The following is a 16,597-nucleotide window of genomic DNA, read 5'->3' as shown; positions in this document are numbered from 1 at the left end:
AATTCGCGGGTTATTTATCGATGTCACTCAATGTAACCCTCGTTTTATTGGTTTGTGTGAGTGGGTAACAATCTGGCGTGGCTATTGCAGACCGCTTCCGATTGATGTCTTATCGTAAATATAGGGTGTATACACTATAAAAATGCACTGACTTGTAGCGCTGCGCCTTTCTTTGGTGCGTGAAGGCGGCGAAAGCAGATACGAAACATCACAGCGTCGAGGCACGACGAAGGAGAAATGAAATGGCGGTAAGCGATTGCGAATTAACTCAGATGTTCGAGCACGTGCTGGCCTTGTCCAAGGTCGATGCGACCCAGAGCGTGGCGGTGCTCAAGAGCCATTATTCAAACCCCAGAACCGTGCGTGCTGCGATGGAGGCTTCCCAGCGTCTGGGGGCCAAGGTATATGCCGTTGAACTGCCATCGTTCAACCATCCCAAGGCCATGGGTAATGACATGACCGCTTACTGCGGCGACACCGCGCTGACCGGCAATCTTGCGGCGCAACGGGCCCTTGAAGCGGCTGATTTGGTGATCGACACCATGATGCTGCTGCACTCCCCGGAGCAGGAGCAGATCCTCAAGACCGGTACACGGATTTTGCTCGCGGTAGAGCCACCGGAAGTGTTGGCCCGCATGCTGCCGACCCTGGCTGATAAGGAGCGGGTGCTGGCCGCCGAGCAGGTGCTCAAGGAAGCCCGCTCCATTCATGTGAAGTCCAGGGCGGGCAGCGATTTTCGCGCTCAACTCGGTCAGTATCCGTCTGTCACCGAGTATGGGTTTGCCGATGAGCCAGGACGCTGGGATCACTGGCCCAGCGGCTTTCTGTTCTCTTGGCCAAACGAAGAAACCGCGGAAGGCGTGCTGGTTATCGACGTAGGCGACATCTTGCTGCCGTTCAAGAATTACTCCCGGGAACAGATCATTCTGGAAATCGACAAGGGCTTCATTACCGAGATCAAGGGCGGTTTCGAGGCTGAATACCTGCGCGATTACATGAAGTACTTCAATGATCCCGAGGTGTACGGCATCTCCCACATTGGCTGGGGTTTGCAGCCGCGCGCGCAGTGGACCGCTATGGGCCTGCATGACAAGAACGACGGCATGTGCATGGATGCCCGGGCGTTCTACGGCAACTTCCTGTTTTCTACCGGCCCCAATACCGAAGTTGGCGGCACCCGCAAGACGCCGTGCCACATGGACATCCCGCTACGCCGTTGCGATATCTATCTGGACGACAAGGCCGTGGTGCTGGGCGGGGAAGTGGTTGCGCCAGAGGCGTCGCTGGCGAAGTTGTGAGCCTGTTGGAGCGAGGCTTGCCCGCGAAGGAAGCGACGCGATCAGGAAGATACAACGCGTCATCATTCTTCGCGGGCAAGCCGCGCTCCAACAGAATATCTATATCGTCTGGATTTTCTAATTCCGCGCCCACAGGTTAACGTAACCCTCTTTCCCTCCTGCCCCGAGCTGCGCCGTGCCCGATCCAACACCAGACACCCAGAACAATTACACCTTCTCCGAACAGGTCGGCCATTTGCTGCGTAAGGCGTATCAACGGCACATGGCGATTTTTCAGCAGAACGTTGGCGACTCCCAGCTCACCGCTGTGCAATTCGTCACCCTGTGCGCCGTGCGTGATCGCGGCCCCAGTTCCCTGACCGAGCTGGTCAAGGCGACGGCGGTGGATCAGGCCACGATTCGCGGCATCGTCGAGCGCTTGAAAGCGCGTGATCTGATTACGCTGGAGCCAGATCCCGAGGACCGTCGCAAGGTCATCGTTGGCCTGTCCGACAGCGGTCGGCAACTGGTCCAGGCAACCGTGCCCCACGCAGCGCAGATCACCGAACTGACCATGAGCAACCTCAACCCCGCCGAGCGCGTGGCGGTATTGTTTCTGCTGCGCAAGATGATTGGTGGGGACGGGGAAGACTGATTGCGTGGACCTGTAGGAGCTGCCTAAGGCTGCGAAAACCATTCCCATGACACACCGCTTTCGCAGCCTTCGGCAGCTCCTACAGGAATAGTGCTCCCCTGAAGTTTTTGGCTGGCACGCTTCCTGCTCTCATTTCATGAAGTAAACACTTCATCAAATACCCCGTAGGGTCTCGGGTAACGGAGCAGGCATGAGTGAGCAAGCGCTGGCGCTGGAAAAGACCATGACGCTCAAGGTCAATGGGCAGACCGCTGAGATCACGGCCATGGCGGACACACCGTTGTTACTGGTGTTACGCAATGACCTGCAGCTCAACGGTCCCAAATATGGCTGCGGCCTGGGCGAGTGTGGCGCTTGTACGGTGATTATCGACGGCCTTGCGGCGCGCTCCTGCGTGTTTCCGGTAAGTGGTGCTCAAGGTCGGGAGATCACCACGCTGGAAGGCATCGGCACTCGCGCGTGTCCGCATCCGGTGCAACAGGCGTTCATTGATGAGCAGGCCGCGCAATGCGGCTATTGCATGAACGGCATGATCATGACCGCCAAGGCCCTGCTTGATCGCATCCCCAATCCCAGCGAAGCGCAGATTCGTAACGAGCTGTCGGCCAACCTCTGCCGTTGCGGCACCCACATTGAAATCCTCCGTGCGGTGCTGCGTGCCGCCCGCCAGAAGCCTTGAACGGACGTTGCCATGACCCAGACCTTGCTGACTCGCGATCAACTCATGAGCAAGACCGGCGTTCTGCTGATCGTCGATAACATCCAGCCGCCGTCCGGCCCGGTCGCCAAAGGTGGCGTCCCGGTGATCAAGCCCATGGAGCTGGCGCTGTTCATCGCCATCACCGATGACGGTCAGGTCTACGCGTTCAACGGGCATGTGGATTTGGGCACCGGAATTCGCACCTCGCTGGCGCAGATTGTTGCCGAGGAGCTGGATGTCGAGCCGGGTCAGATCAACATGATCCTCGGCGACACCGCCAGCGCGCCCAATCAGGGGGCGACCATTGCCAGCGCCACCTTGCAGATATCCGCCATTCCACTGCGCAACGCTGCTGCCGAGGCACGGCGCTTTCTGTTGCAGCGCGCCGCCGAGCGCATGAATGTTGCGCTGGAGACGCTGGCCATCAATGCCGGTGTAGTCAGCGCGCCTGACGGCCGTCAACTGAGCTTTGCCGAGCTGGTGGCCGATGAACATGTCGAGCTGAGCATCACGGGTAACGCGCCGCTTAAACCGATTGAGGACTACCGAATCGTCGGCAAAGACGCCGCACGGGTCGATATTCCCGCCAAAGCCACGGGCGAACTGACGTATGTGCATGACATGCGTCTGCCAGACATGCTCCATGGCCGGGTAGTGCGTCCGCCTTACGCAGGACTCGACAGCGGCGACTTCGTCGGCAACAGTCTGCTGGAAGTCGATGAGTCTTCCATTGCGCACATTCCGGGGATTGTTCGCGTGGTGGTGATTCGCGATTTCGTCGGCGTAGTGGCGTTGCGCGAAGAGCAGGCGGCCAAGGCGGCGCAGGCACTGAAAGTCACCTGGAAAGCCTGGAACCACAAGTTGCCGGACATGAGTGACATTGCCCAGGCGATTCGTGATAACCCTAGCGTGCAGCGCGTGGTGCTGGACAAGGGCGACATTGAAACGGCCCTTGATCAGGCCAGTCAGCGCATGCCGCGCACTTACCTGTGGCCCTATCAGATTCATGGCTCCATTGGTCCGTCCTGCGGACTGGCGGATTATCACGAAGAGGGTATCCGCGTCTGGTCCGGCACCCAGAACCCGCATTTGCTGCGCGCTGACCTGGCCTGGCTGCTGGAGTGTCCGGAAGAACGCATCGACATCATCCGCATGGAGGCGGCTGGTTGCTACGGGCGTAACTGCGCCGATGATGTGTGTGCCGATGCGGTGTTGCTCTCCCGGGCAGTCGGTTTGCCGGTGCGGGTGCAACTGACCCGCGAGCAGGAGCATGTCTGGGAGCCCAAAGGCACCGCGCAATTGATGGAAGTCGACGGTGGCGTGAATGCTGACGGCAGCGTCGCCGGTTACGACTTTGCCAGCAGTTATCCTTCCAACGGTGCGCCGACCCTGGCGCTGCTGCTGACCGGGCGGGTTGAGCCAGTGGCGGCGATGTTCGAAATGGGCGACCGCACCTCGATACCGCCTTACGATTTCGAGCATATGCGGGTCACCATCAACGACATGTCGCCCATCGTCCGGGCCTCATGGATGCGTGGCGTCTCGGCGCTGCCCAATACCTTCGCTCACGAGTCCTATATCGACGAATTGGCGTTCGCTGCCGGGGTCGATCCGGTGGAATACCGCCTGCGTTATCTGCATGACGAACGCGCCGCCGAACTGGTTCGAGCCACGGCCGCCCGGGCTGAATGGACGCCGCGTACCGAGCCGATGCTGACCCCGGAGCACGACAACGTGCTGCGCGGCCGTGGCTTCGCTTACGCGCGCTACATTCACAGCAAGTTCCCCGGCTTCGGCGCGGCATGGGCCGCCTGGGTCGCGGATGTCGCGGTGGACAAGCTGACTGGCGACGTTTCGGTAACCCGCGTGGTCATCGGCCACGACGCGGGCATGATGATCAATCCGGCAGGCGTCCAGCACCAGATTCACGGCAACGTGATTCAGTCCACCAGCCGGGTGCTCAAGGAACAGGTGACCTTCGAAGAGTCCACCGTGAGCAGCAAGGAGTGGGGCGGGTATCCGATCCTGACTTTCCCGCAGGTGCCGAAAGTCGATGTGCTGATGATGCCGCGCCAGAATGAACCGCCGCTGGGTGCGGGGGAGTCGGCCGCCGTGCCCAGTGCGGCGGCGATTGCCAATGCAATCTACGACGCTACCGGGATTCGCTTTCGTGAATTGCCGATCACCGCCGAGCGCGTGCTGGCAGCGTTGAAGGGCGCGGGTGAGGAGGCCAACAACAATCCGCCACAATCGCCAAAAGCCAAACGCTCCAAATGGCTGTTCGGTTCATTGTTTGCGGCTTTCGGCGCGATTCTCGGCGTCGCGGCAACCGCTTTGCCCTGGCGCGCGGAAATTGCTCCGATCACGCCGCCTGCCGCGGGCACCTGGTCAGCAGCGACCCTGGAGCGTGGGCGTTTGCTGGCCGCCGTGGGCGATTGCGCTGTGTGTCACACCGCACCGGGTGGCGCGACCAATGCCGGTGGTCTGGCAATGGATACGCCGTTCGGCACGCTGTACAGCAGCAATATCACCCCAGACCCGCAAACCGGCATTGGCAACTGGTCATATCCGGCGTTCGAACGCGCCATGCGCGAGGGCATCAGTCGCGATGGCAAGCATCTTTATCCAGCGTTTCCTTACACCGCTTTTCGCAATATCAACGACGCCGACATGCAGGCGCTGTATGCCTACTTGATGGCCCAGGATCCGGTCAGCCAACCGGCCAAGGCCAATGACATGCAGTTCCCGTTCAACCTGCGGCCGCTGATGGCTGGCTGGAACGCGCTGTTCTTGCGCAAGGGTGAAATCCAGGTGCAACCGCAGCAAAGCGCCCAATGGAATCGCGGCGCATATCTGGTCAACGGTCTGGGGCATTGCGCGGCCTGTCATTCGCCGCGCAATGCGCTGGGTGCAGAGAAGGGCGGGGCTTCGTTTCTGGCCGGTGGCACGGTCGATGGCTGGGAAGCACCAGCCTTGAATGGCCTGTCGAAAGCGCCGACGCCATGGACTGAAGATCAGCTATTCAATTATTTGAGCAGCGGCTATTCCGATGCTCACGGGGTTGCCACCGGACCAATGGGGCCCGTGGTCAGCGAGCTATCGAAACTCCCTAAGGCTGATATCCGCGCCATGGCGGTTTACCTGACGTCGCTGGACGGGGTGGCGCAAGCGGCTCCGGCTCCGGAAGCGGTTGCGCAGCCGAGCGCTTCGCAGCTGGCATTGGGCAATGGCAGACGGATTTTCGAGGGCTCGTGTCAGGGGTGTCATGCGGATGGCAGTGGCCCGACACTGTTCGGCGTCAGCCCATCGTTGGGCAGCAACACCAATGTCCACAGTGCGCAGCCGGACAACCTGATCAAGGTCATCCTGCAAGGCATCGCCACGCCTGCGACGCCGGATTTGGGTTACATGCCGGGGTTCAAGGACAGCTTGTCCGACACCCAGATCAGTGAGCTGACTGCCTACCTGCGCAATCGGTTTGCGCCGAACGAATCGCAATGGCAGGGCCTGCCGGAGAAAGTCGCGCACCTGAGGGCGAATCCGGGAACTCATTGAGTGTGTCAGGGCACAGATCAATGTGGGAGCGAGGCTTGCCCGCGATGAGGCTTGACGCGGTTCACTTTAGATCACTGAAACCTTATCGCGGGCAAGCACCGCTCCCACAGTCAGTGCTCGCTTGAGAACTCCATAACCCCACGCACCACCAGATCACTGATGAACCGCAGCCAGTCAGCTTGCTCGCTCGGCTGCGCGAGGTCATGGCCGAGGAATGAGGTCAGGGTGTGCTGGTTGGAGTTATAGAAATAACAAAGCGAGGCGATCATCAGATAAACGTGCTTGATGTCCAGATCCTGGCGAAACACCCCTTGTTGCTGACCCGCTTCGATGATTGGCCGCAGCACATCCACCGCTTCACCGGACAGCCTGCGTAACTCGCTGGACTGCTTGGCGTGCTTGCCCTTGTGCAGGTTTTCGATGCTTAGGATGGCGACGAATTCCGGGTGCTCAACGTAGTAACTCCAGACGAACGCCACCAGTTCGCGCAAGGTCTGCTCGGGTGTAGAAGGATCCAGTTTCAGCAGGCTTTCAGCATGGTTGAACTGCTCGTAGGTGTGTTCCAGCACCCGCACGAAGAGTTTTTCCTTGCTGCCAAAGTAGTAATAAAGCATCCGGTCATTGGACTCGGCTTCGCTGGATATCTGCTCGATCCGCCCCCCGGAATAGCCATCACGGGTGAACACCTTGATCGCCGCCTTGAGGATACGGGCGCGAGTCTGGTCGGCCTGTTGCGCCCTGACGCCGGTTTTCTTGTTCACGCGCTTATCCCTTATGCGTCAGAGGATGCGATACAGCAAACGCTCGGCGCGAACACGGCTGACTCGTCGCAGAAAAGTCCTCACGGCGTCTGGATACTCGTCAAGGGTGTCCAACTCATCGTATTTGCCGACGCGCTGGGTATTGCGCATCAAATGCTCCACCTCTGCTTCCCGTGGTGCGATCCACTGGCCTTTGGGGTCGTCGATCAACAGACCGTTTTCCAGATCCAGATTGAACGCCCGCGGATTGAGGTTATTACCGGTCAGCAAGGTATAACGATCATCGATCCACATGCCTTTGAGGTGGAACGTGTTATCGCCGTCCTTCCACAGATGCAGATTCAGCTTGTGGCGGGCGATAGCATTCTGGTGCTTCTGGGCAAACCGTCGCAGGCTGATTTCATAGAGATAGGGCAAGGCGGAAATGACTTTGAACGGCTCGTCGGCCGGAATGAAAAAGTCGTTGGCGGTCTTGTCGCCAATGATGATGTCCACCGTCACGCCACGCTTGAGGGCACGATTGATTTCGCGCTTGATCGACAGCGGCACGTTGAAATAAGGCGTGCAAATAGTCAGACGGGTTCTGGCGGCGGCAATCAACTCCACAATCGTGCGGTTGAGGGCATTACGCGGACCCACTCCAAGCAGCGGAATCACTCGCAGCTCGCCGTTCTCACGCTCGCCCTGATGGGTGTCGTAACTCGCGCGTTTGAGGTGATTACGGAAGGTGCGAATCTCGCTGCGCAAGCTGCGAGACGTCGGTGGCGACGGCAGGTCCAGACGATGCACCGCACGTGACGGCAGAATGTCGCGCTGCACCATGTCCTGGAACGAGTCTGCCAGCTCTTTACTGCTCAGAACGTGATAACGATCCAGACGATACTTGTCGAGCTTGTGCAGGTACACATTGTTGATGCTGGCGCCGCTGTAGATCACACAGTCATCGATCACGCTGCCTTTCAAATGCAGGACGCCGAACAGCTCGCGTGTCTGCACCGGAACGCCATACACCGGCACTTCCTGGTCGTATTCCAGATGCTGCGCCTGATACCAGGCCGCATTACCCAACTGCCGTCCGGCCCCGATCAGGCCGCGCTGAGCCCTGAACCAGTCGACGAGCACCACCACATCCAGCTCCGGCCGTGCAGCCTTTGCGGCATACAGCGCATCGAGGATTTCCTGACCGGCTTCATCCTGCTGCAGATACAGGGCGATCACGTAGATCCGCCGGGTCGCCGTGGCGATCTTTTCCAGCAGGCAACGACGGTAATCGGCAGCAGAGGGCAGAATTGTGATTGCATCGCCAGGCAGAGTAAACCCGCGCAAAGCGGCAAGGGTAGAACGACGGAAGTTGGACCGCATAAGCCTCTCGTGGGGTTAAACCAACAGTCTGTGAGCTTACACGAGAGCAGCGGGCTGGTCGTGGGCTGTTGTTGTGGGTAGGGTGAGTTTGAAACGCTTGCACCTGAAGCCGCAAAGCCTTAGGACACGGCTCAGATGAGGCCGGGCTAATTTAAGGCGCATTGTATTAGAGTGTGTCAAAACGTCAGATTAGTTTTTATATCGACGTCAGAGGTCCAGGCATGCCTGGATCTGCTGAATATATAGCAATTTCATAGCCCATAAAAAAGCGGGAGTCGTAACTCCCGCTTTGTTCGCTATCAACCTGTTTTTTTCAGTTAGAAATCGACTGACGCGCTGACCGAAAGCGTGCGCGGTGCACCAAGGACAAGGTAGTTGGAGCCTGGATATCCGCCTGTGGACGCCCAGTAGTCACGACCAGTAACGTTATCCACGCGTGCTCGCAAGGTGACATCTTTTTGCTCGACCTTGAAGCCATAGCGGGCGCCGAGATCCAGACGTGTCCATGATGGAATATCGAGGCTGTTGGCTTCATTGACGTACTGACTGCTGGTGTAGATAACACGGCTGGTCAGAGTCAGGCCATTAAGCCCCGGCACATCCCATTCACCGCCAATATTGGCCTGGGTCTTCGGTACGCCAATCGGTTCGTTGCCATCATTTGTTCCGTTTTGAGTCTTGCTCAACTCTGCATCCAGCAGGGTCAAACCGCCCAATAGACGAACGCCTTGCGCTGGCTCGCCAAAGAGGGAGAGCTCGACACCGCGATTGCGCTGCTCGCCGCCTTCTTTGAATACCTGATTTTCAACTATACCGACTGGCTTTTTGGTCTGGAACACTGCAACGCTACCGCCTATACCACCGCCGTCATACTTCAAGCCGATTTCAGTCTGCTTGGCGACGTAGGGCGCCAGCGACTGGCCCTCGTTGAGAACCGGCGCGGTAGAACCATCGGGTAGTGTAGTAGTGGCACCCGCAGTATCGCCTTTGGTCAAGCCTTCGATGTAGTTCGCGTAAACCGAGAATTGACTGTTCAGCTGGTAAACGATGCCTGCAACCGGCGTAGTTTCGTATTGCTTGTACTGCGAGTTTCGCGCCCCGGTATTACCGTCATACCCAGTAGTATCCAGCCCTTGGCGGCGGGCTCCCAAAGTGACCTGCAGCTTGTCTTCGAAGAAACCCAGAGTGTCAGCAATTGCGAGGCTTTGCGTGTGCGTGCGTGCCGTGATATTGGGGTCTGACATTGATCCGCTAAAGGTTACGTTCTCCGGCTTGGCAGCTTCAGAGGGGTTGTAAAGATCACCGGCAATTGAATCGGAGAAGTTGCCTGCCCATGCGTTTTTATCTTTAGTGTCGTACATGGATCCAGAAACGACCCACTGGTGAGATATCGGGCCGGTCTGCAGACTGAAACGCATGCCTACCTCACCTGTGGTGACGGTTTCCTCTCGGTAGTTGTCGAAGCGAGTTGCAGAAGTCACACCGGAAGCGTTTGAGGAGGGGTTGGCGAGAGAGTTCTTTTCTTCGCCCTTACGCATGCCAGCGGCTGCCCACGCGGTGACCGCATCTGAAAGATCGTATTCCGCGCGGAAAGTCCCGAACGTCTGCTTCTCTTTGGAGTATGTCCAGGACTGGCCGTAGTTTTTATCTGCGTCCGGCGCACTCGGTACCCCCCCGATAGGGGTAACGCTCGGCAGCGGGTTGTCGATGAAGTGATACTGATGGCCGACATCGGCAGATAGCCGTAGACGATCACCCTGATAGTCAAGACCCAGCGCGAACATGTCGAGTGAACGATCCTGATCCTCCACCGAGGTCTCACCGTCACGCTTGGCAACGTTCAGACGAACGCCGAAGCGATCTTCTTCACCAAAGCGGCGGGCAACATCTGCTGCTACGGTACCAAAACCATTGTTTTCCGCCCCTACGGTGAGTCGGGTCAGGGGCTCGGCTGGCGCGCGCTTGGGCAGGATATTGATTGCACCGCCGATGCCTGTTCCCCCCGGGGCCGCGCCATTGAGGAAAGCGTTTGCGCCACGAAAAACCTCTACGCGCTCGATAAACTCCGACGCCACGTACTGCCGAGGCAGCAGTCCATAGAGTCCATTGTAAGAAATGTCATCGGAATACAGCGGGAAGCCCCGCACCATGTAAAGCTCCTGGAAGTTGCCAAATCCACGAGCGATGCGAACTGAAGGATCATTCTGCAGGATGTCTGCGACGCTATGCGCCTGTTGATCCTGAATAAGCTGATTGGTGTAGGACGTGGAGGTGAACGGTGTCTCCATATAATCTTTGTTGCCCAGAATGCCAACCCGGCCGCCACGAGCCACTTGCCCGCCTTCGAATTCTGGTACCAATCCATCCTTTGAGGCGTCGGCACTCGCAGAGATTGCAGTCTCTTCCAACTCCATCGTGGCGCCTTGACTGGCGCCGTTTTCTGCCTGCTGCGTCTCCTGTGATGGAATCTCTACTGCTGTCTGCGCATATACAGCTGCAGAGGAAAAGCTGGCCATGAGGCATATAGGCAGCCACACGGAGTTGACTGCCAACTTGAGTGGAAAAGAGGGGGTAGACATGCGCAATCCTGCTGATTGTTAAGGGGCGTTTAGATGGGTATTTGGAGGCTAAACGACAGCATTATAGCGAATAGGAATCTTTCGCATAGACATTATTGATAGGGTGCTTGCACATGTCGCTTTTGAGATCGCAATTACGACCGTGCGCACTCCAGAACTATCGATTTCTGAAGCCTGCTCTAAACAGTTGTGGGAGCCGAGCTTGCTCGCGATGCAGACGCCGCGGTTTTCAGTTGAACCCGGTCGCCTTCATCGCGAGCAAGCTCTGACCACAGGACACATTGGCGACGTGGGACCGGCTTCAGCCGGGAAAGCTACCTGTCAGACGCCACACATCCAGCGATTGTCCCGGCCTCTTCCCGGCTAAAGCCGGTCCCACGTCGTCACATTAGCTTGCAGCCCAACATGGAATTACCCACAGACCGCTTGCCCGTCATAGGCGAGGATGCAGCGCGTCTCCTGAACTTACCCCGCACTCACCACCGCCGCACCCGCTTTTGCCACTTGCGCGTCCTGCGCCGCCTGAACACCTGACACGCCAACTGCGCCAACCACCTCGCCATCGACAATCACTGGTACGCCGCCTTCCAGCGAGGTCAGCAATGGCGCCGAAAGGAACGCGGTGCGTCCGCCGTTAACCGACTCTTCGTAGCTTTTCGATTCCCGACGGCCTAACGCGGCGGTACGAGCTTTTTCGATGCCGATGTAGCTGCTGATGGGCGAAGCGCCGTCCAGACGTTCGAAGCCCAGCAAATGGCCGCCGTCATCAACCACGGCGATGGACACCGGCCAGTTGTTGCTGATGGCTTCCTGGCGAGCTGCGGCTAGAATCTGGGTCACTTCGGTCTGGGTCAACACAGCTTTGGTTTTCATCGAATACTCCATGAGTTGTTGTTAAGGGAGGCTGTTAAACAATGGGCTGCAAAGCATCGTCAAGCAGTTCGATCCAGTGCCGCACCGGGGTTCGACCTGCTCCGGACAGATGGGTCTGGCAACCGATGTTCGCCGTGGCGATCACGTCCGGTTTGCCGCTTTCCAGCGCGTTCATTTTGTTGTCGCGCAACTGGCGGGACAGCACCGGTTGCGTGATCGAGTAAGTCCCTGCCGAGCCGCAGCATAAATGGCTGTCGGGCACGGCGGTCAGGTTGAAGCCCAGCCGCAACAATACACTTTCCACTGCACCGCCGAGTTTCTGCGCGTGCTGCAAGGTGCAGGGGCAATGAAACGCCAGGCGCAAATCGCTGCGAATGCCGAGGGTTTCCAGCGGCGCCTCGCGCAGCACTTCCACCAAGTCCTTGGCTAAGCCGCTGACCCGTTCCGCCTTGGCGGCATACTTCGGGTCGCCACTGAGCAGGTGCCCGTAATCCTTGACGAAAGCGCCACAGCCGCTGGCGGTCTGAACGATGGCCAGCGCACCGTTTTCGATGGCTGGCCACCACGCGTCAATGTTGCGCCGGGCGCGATCCAGTCCAGCGGCCTGAGCATCCAGATGGTAGTCCAGCGCGCCGCAGCAACCGGCCTCAACGATGGGCGTGACGCTGATCCCCAGGCGATCCAGCACCCGCGCCGTGGCGGCGTTGGTATTGGGTGACAAAGCGGGTTGCACGCAGCCTTCAAGCATCAGTACTTTGCGCGCGTGCCGTACGGCTGGGCGGGCTTTGGGTTGAGCGATGTGGGTCGGCAGTTTTACTTTCAAGCTGTCCGGCAACAGGGGCCGGAATGTCGTGCCCAGTTGCGTCAGCGATTTGAATAATCCGGCATTGGGCAGCACATGGCGCAGGCCTTCACGCAGAGCCCGCTGTCCCAGTGAGCGAGGCACGGCGGCGTCCACCACGGCGCGGCCGATGTCCAGCAGGTTGTGATAATCGACACCGGAAGGGCAGGTGGTTTCGCAGTTGCGGCACGATAGACAACGGTCCAGATGGAGCTGGGTTTTTTCGGTGACTTCGTTGCCTTCCAGCACCTGCTTGATCAGATAGATGCGCCCGCGAGGGCCGTCCAGCTCATCACCGAGCAATTGATAGGTCGGGCAGGTCGCGTTGCAGAATCCGCAGTGCACACAACTGCGCAGAATGCTTTCGGCTTCTTCGGCACGGGGCAAACTTCGGGCCTGGTCGCTCAGGGTGGTCTGCATGGTCAGATCTCCGCGTACATCCGCCCCGGATTGAATATTCCGTGGGGATCGAGTTGGGCCTTGAGCTGGCGGTGGTAGCGCATCAACGGTGCGGGCAGCGGCTGGAACGGGCTGTCTTGCAAGCCATGGTTGTAGCAGATGGCATGGCCGCCAGCGGCGCTGAACGTGGCGCGAATGACTGCGCCGTCGGCATCGGACTTCAGCCAGCGTTGGGCTCCAGCCCAATCGATCAATTGCTCGCCGGGCACATCCAATACGCCGGTGTTGTTGGGCAGTGATACGCGCCACAACGGTAAACCACTGGTGAAAAAATCCAGTTGATGTTCGTTCAGTTCCTGCCAATAACCGGGGTCGATACGTTCGCCGCCAAGCCGTTCATGGGCGGCCGCCACCGAGCCTTCTCCGCCTTCCAGACGCAGGCGCAGAACGTCGTTTTCAAAACTGGCAGCGCTGATGGGCAATGGCTGCTGGCCCCATTCAGCAAGGCGTGCCAAGGCGCGAGCACTGTCCATTTCCAGCGCGATGCTGCTGCATAAACGCGGCTTGGGCAGGACCTTCAGGGAGACTTCGGTGAGGACACCCAGACAACCAAAGCTTCCTGCCATCAAACGTGAAAGGTCGTAACCGGCGACGTTCTTCATGACTTCGCCGCCGAAGCGCAAATGTTTGCCCAGGCCGGTGATCACCCGCGTGCCCAGCACAAAATCCCGGACGGAGCCGGCCCAGGGGCGACGTGGCCCGGACAGCCCGGACGCGACCATGCCACCCACCGTCGCTTCGCCAAAATGCGGCGGCTCACAGGGAAGCATCTGCCCGGCGGCATCCAGCGCCGCACACAATTCCTGCAGCGGCGTTCCGGCACGGGCGGTGATCACCAGCTCAGTCGGGTCGTAGCTGACGATGCCGCGGTGTGCGCGTGTATCGAGTATTTCCCCGGCCACCTCGCGGCCGAGAAATGCTTTGCTGTTGCCTCCCTGGATTCGCAGCGGCGTCGCCGTCTGCAAAGCTTGATTGACCTGCTCCAGCAGCGCGGCGCTGGCGTCGTTGTCCGGGTGATGACCAAGCGAATCGGCGATCATCAGAAGCGCTCCAGTTCAGGGAAAGGCAGCTTGCCCATGTGCACATGCATCGCGCCGAATTCCGCGCAGCGGTGCAGGGTCGGGATGTTCTTGCCGGGGTTGAGCATGCCGCCGGGATCGAACGCGGCTTTAACGGCATGAAACAAGGTCAGTTCGTCGCTGTTGAATTGGGCGCACATCTGATTGATCTTCTCGCGGCCCACCCCATGCTCGCCGGTGATGCTGCCGCCGACTTTTACACAGAGCTCGAGAATCTTGCCGCCCAGTGCCTCGGCACGCTCCAGTTCGCCGGGCTGGTTGGCATCAAACAGGATCAACGGATGCATGTTGCCGTCACCGGCATGGAATACGTTGGCAACCCGCAGGCCGTATTCCTCGGACAAGGCCGCAATGCCTTGCAGCACGCCGGGCAGCTCCCGGCGCGGTATGGTGCCGTCCATGCAGTAGTAATCCGGCGACAGTCGGCCGACTGCCGGAAAGGCATTCTTGCGACCGGCCCAGAAACGCACGCGTTCGGCTTCATCTTTGGCCTGGCGCAACTCCGTCGCACCAGCTTTGGTCAGCACCTCGCGAACCCGTTCGCAATCGTCATGAACGTCGGCTTCAACCCCGTCCAGTTCACAGAGCAGAATGGCTTCGGCATCGACCGGATAACCGGCGTGAATGAAGTCTTCAGCAGCGCGAATCGCCAAGTTGTCCATCATCTCCAGGCCACCGGGGATGATCCCAGCCGCAATAATTTCAGCCACGGCGCGCCCGGCTTTTTCCACGGAATCGAATGCCGCCAGCAGTACTTTCGCCACCTGAGGCTTGGGCAGCAGTTTGACCGTGACTTCGGTAATGATGCCAAGCATGCCTTCCGAGCCAGTGAACAGGGCCAGCAGATCAAAGCCCGGGGAGTCCAGCGCCTCGGAGCCAAGCGTCAGATGTTCACCTTCGACGGTGAGTATTTCCACTTTGAGCAGGTTGTGCACGGTCAGGCCGTACTTCAGGCAGTGCACACCGCCCGCGTTTTCCGCGACATTGCCGCCGATAGAGCAGGCGATTTGCGAAGACGGGTCGGGCGCGTAATACAGCTCGTAAGGCGCGGCCGCCTGGGAAATCGCCAGATTACGCACGCCGGGCTGTACCCGGGCGAGACGTGCGGCGGGATCAATTTCGAGGATTTTATTAAAGCGCGCCATGACCAGCAGCAGTCCCTTTTCCAGCGGCAGCGCGCCACCAGACAAACCCGTACCCGCGCCGCGAGCTACCACTGGAACGTGGTGTTGGTGACAGATTTTCAGCAGGGTTTGTACTTCTTCAAGGTGCCGAGGCAGGGCCACCAGCATGGGCGTGGTGCGATACGCTGACAGCCCGTCGCACTCGTACGGGCGCAGTTCTTCCGGGCGATGGAGGATGTCCAGGTCCGGCAACTGGCGTTGCAACTCAGCCAGCAATTGTTGCTTGTCGACAACCGGCAGCACGCCATCGACGCGTTCGTCGTAGAGGATGTTCATGATCCGTCGTGACCCTGTGTTGTTTTTATAGGGCAGTCTTGGGACATCAGGCAGCTTGCATCATTAAGGGTTTCGGGCGGATCTGTCCATGTTTTCGACTCGGCCTTTAGTCTGAGGCGCGATTGACAGCTTGATCGTAATCGCGCAATTTACGCATAACGTAAATCGTTTACGTTATTTGCCAAGGGCTTTGGCGGGATGTGAATACGCGAGCCTCCTCCCGGCTAAAGCGGAACGCCGCCCGGCCGGTCCCACAGAATAATAAAAATGACTCAACCACTGGATCTGTTCACCTATTACCGTTCGACATCCAGTTACCGGGTGCGCATTGCGCTGGCGTTGAAAGGTCTGGAGTACACCGCGATCCCGGTCAACCTGATTCGTGACGGTGGTGAACATCTCAAACCTGAATACCGGGCTATAAATCCGCAGGGCCGTGTGCCCGCTTTGCGCATCGACGGTGGTCACGTCATCACTCAATCCACAGCGATCATCGAATACCTCGAAGAGCGTTTTCCCGAGCGTCCGCTGTTGTCTTCAAATAGAGAGCTGCGTGCCCGACAGCGTGCGGTTGCGTCGCTGATCGCCTGCGACATCCATCCGCTGCACAACGTCTCGGTACAGAATCATCTGCGAGGGCTCGGTCATAGCGAGGGTGAGGTCCATCAGTGGATCGGTCATTGGGTCGGCGAAGGTTTTGCGGCGGTGGAGCAGATGATCGACGACCAGGGCTACTGCTTTGAGAGGGAACGCCCAAGCGTCGCCGATGTTTATCTGCTGCCGCAAATTTACGCAGCCCGCCGTTTCAACGTCGATTTGACGCCGTACCCACGCATCCTGCGGGTTGAAAAGCTTGCACTGGACCATTGGGCATTTCAGGCGGCGCATCCCGATGCGCAACCGGACAAGCCGGAGTAGTCTGTCCCTTATGAAAATTCTTGGCCTGCAATTGATCTTTGGTGATTTTCTGGCACGCAGCGTGCGGGGCATCGCCTG

General features: G+C 58.9%; 12 protein-coding genes. 5 read left to right on the top strand and 7 right to left on the bottom strand.

The window, feature by feature from the left end; all coding sequences use genetic code 11:
* Positions 1 to 242: 242 nt before the first annotated feature.
* From CKW31_RS28810 to CKW31_RS28795, 4 genes are all read left to right on the top strand, one after another.
* The gene (locus tag CKW31_RS28810) at positions 243 to 1,298 is read left to right on the top strand and encodes a 2,5-dihydroxypyridine 5,6-dioxygenase (RefSeq protein WP_095102528.1); all 1,056 of its coding nucleotides are present in this window, start codon (positions 243 to 245) and stop codon (positions 1,296 to 1,298) included.
* Between the two features lie 175 nt (positions 1,299 to 1,473).
* Complete coding sequence (locus CKW31_RS28805) at positions 1,474 to 1,932, top strand: MarR family winged helix-turn-helix transcriptional regulator (RefSeq protein WP_256582751.1); 459 nt, start codon at positions 1,474 to 1,476, stop codon at positions 1,930 to 1,932.
* A 190-nt stretch (positions 1,933 to 2,122) separates the two neighbouring features.
* The gene (locus CKW31_RS28800) at positions 2,123 to 2,611 is read left to right on the top strand and encodes a (2Fe-2S)-binding protein (RefSeq protein WP_095102526.1); all 489 of its coding nucleotides are present in this window, start codon (positions 2,123 to 2,125) and stop codon (positions 2,609 to 2,611) included.
* Between the two features lie 12 nt (positions 2,612 to 2,623).
* Positions 2,624 to 6,187 (top strand): molybdopterin cofactor-binding domain-containing protein, encoded by a 3,564-nt coding sequence (locus CKW31_RS28795; protein ID WP_095102523.1) that lies wholly within the window; start codon positions 2,624 to 2,626, stop codon positions 6,185 to 6,187.
* Positions 6,188 to 6,297: 110 nt separating this feature from the next.
* Here the strand turns inward: CKW31_RS28795 and CKW31_RS28790 are convergent, their stop codons facing one another.
* The 7 genes from CKW31_RS28790 to glcD form a co-directional block, all read right to left on the bottom strand.
* On the bottom strand, positions 6,298 to 6,948 hold the full coding sequence (locus CKW31_RS28790; RefSeq protein ID WP_095102521.1) for a TetR/AcrR family transcriptional regulator: 651 nt from the start codon (positions 6,946 to 6,948) through the stop codon (positions 6,298 to 6,300).
* An 18-nt stretch (positions 6,949 to 6,966) separates the two neighbouring features.
* The gene (gene pssA, locus CKW31_RS28785) at positions 6,967 to 8,310 is read right to left on the bottom strand and encodes a CDP-diacylglycerol--serine O-phosphatidyltransferase (RefSeq protein ID WP_095102518.1); all 1,344 of its coding nucleotides are present in this window, start codon (positions 8,308 to 8,310) and stop codon (positions 6,967 to 6,969) included.
* A 317-nt stretch (positions 8,311 to 8,627) separates the two neighbouring features.
* On the bottom strand, positions 8,628 to 10,889 hold the full coding sequence (locus CKW31_RS28780) for a TonB-dependent siderophore receptor (RefSeq protein WP_095102516.1): 2,262 nt from the start codon (positions 10,887 to 10,889) through the stop codon (positions 8,628 to 8,630).
* Between the two features lie 465 nt (positions 10,890 to 11,354).
* Positions 11,355 to 11,762: a heme-binding protein gene (locus CKW31_RS28775; protein ID WP_095102513.1), complete on the bottom strand. Its 408-nt coding sequence runs from the start codon at positions 11,760 to 11,762 to the stop codon at positions 11,355 to 11,357.
* 34 nt (positions 11,763 to 11,796) lie between these two features.
* Positions 11,797 to 13,023, bottom strand: a complete 1,227-nt coding sequence (gene glcF, locus CKW31_RS28770) for a glycolate oxidase subunit GlcF (RefSeq protein ID WP_095102510.1) — start codon at positions 13,021 to 13,023, stop codon at positions 11,797 to 11,799.
* Positions 13,024 to 13,025: 2 nt separating this feature from the next.
* Complete coding sequence (glcE, locus tag CKW31_RS28765) at positions 13,026 to 14,102, bottom strand: glycolate oxidase subunit GlcE (RefSeq protein WP_095102507.1); 1,077 nt, start codon at positions 14,100 to 14,102, stop codon at positions 13,026 to 13,028.
* Positions 14,102 to 15,601: a glycolate oxidase subunit GlcD gene (gene glcD / locus CKW31_RS28760; protein WP_095102503.1), complete on the bottom strand. Its 1,500-nt coding sequence runs from the start codon at positions 15,599 to 15,601 to the stop codon at positions 14,102 to 14,104. The genes glcE and glcD overlap by 1 nt, the downstream gene beginning before the upstream one ends.
* 279 nt (positions 15,602 to 15,880) lie before the next feature.
* On the opposite strand from glcD, the gene maiA reads away from it, so the two are divergent.
* Entirely contained in the window at positions 15,881 to 16,519 is a 639-nt protein-coding gene (maiA, locus tag CKW31_RS28755; RefSeq protein WP_095102570.1) for a maleylacetoacetate isomerase, read from the top strand.
* The last annotated feature ends 78 nt before the right edge of the window (positions 16,520 to 16,597 follow it).

This window comes from Pseudomonas sp. Irchel 3A5, assembly GCF_900187575.1.
Taxonomy (GTDB): domain Bacteria; phylum Pseudomonadota; class Gammaproteobacteria; order Pseudomonadales; family Pseudomonadaceae; genus Aquipseudomonas; species Aquipseudomonas folii.
This window is presented reverse-complemented; position numbering and strand designations above follow the sequence as displayed.

Excerpts from the sequence above, each read along its gene's own strand:
- CKW31_RS28810 (WP_095102528.1), top strand. The coding sequence starts at position 243 with ATGGCGGTAAGCGATTGCGAATTAACTCAGATGTTCGAGCACGTGCTG.
- CKW31_RS28800 (WP_095102526.1), top strand. The coding sequence starts at position 2,123 with ATGAGTGAGCAAGCGCTGGCGCTGGAAAAGACCATGACGCTCAAGGTC.
- CKW31_RS28795 (WP_095102523.1), top strand. The coding sequence starts at position 2,624 with ATGACCCAGACCTTGCTGACTCGCGATCAACTCATGAGCAAGACCGGC.
- pssA (WP_095102518.1), bottom strand. The coding sequence starts at position 8,310 with ATGCGGTCCAACTTCCGTCGTTCTACCCTTGCCGCTTTGCGCGGGTTT.
- CKW31_RS28780 (WP_095102516.1), bottom strand. The coding sequence starts at position 10,889 with ATGTCTACCCCCTCTTTTCCACTCAAGTTGGCAGTCAACTCCGTGTGG.
- CKW31_RS28775 (WP_095102513.1), bottom strand. The coding sequence starts at position 11,762 with ATGAAAACCAAAGCTGTGTTGACCCAGACCGAAGTGACCCAGATTCTA.
- glcF (WP_095102510.1), bottom strand. The coding sequence starts at position 13,023 with ATGCAGACCACCCTGAGCGACCAGGCCCGAAGTTTGCCCCGTGCCGAA.
- glcE (WP_095102507.1), bottom strand. The coding sequence starts at position 14,102 with ATGATCGCCGATTCGCTTGGTCATCACCCGGACAACGACGCCAGCGCC.
- glcD (WP_095102503.1), bottom strand. The coding sequence starts at position 15,601 with ATGAACATCCTCTACGACGAACGCGTCGATGGCGTGCTGCCGGTTGTC.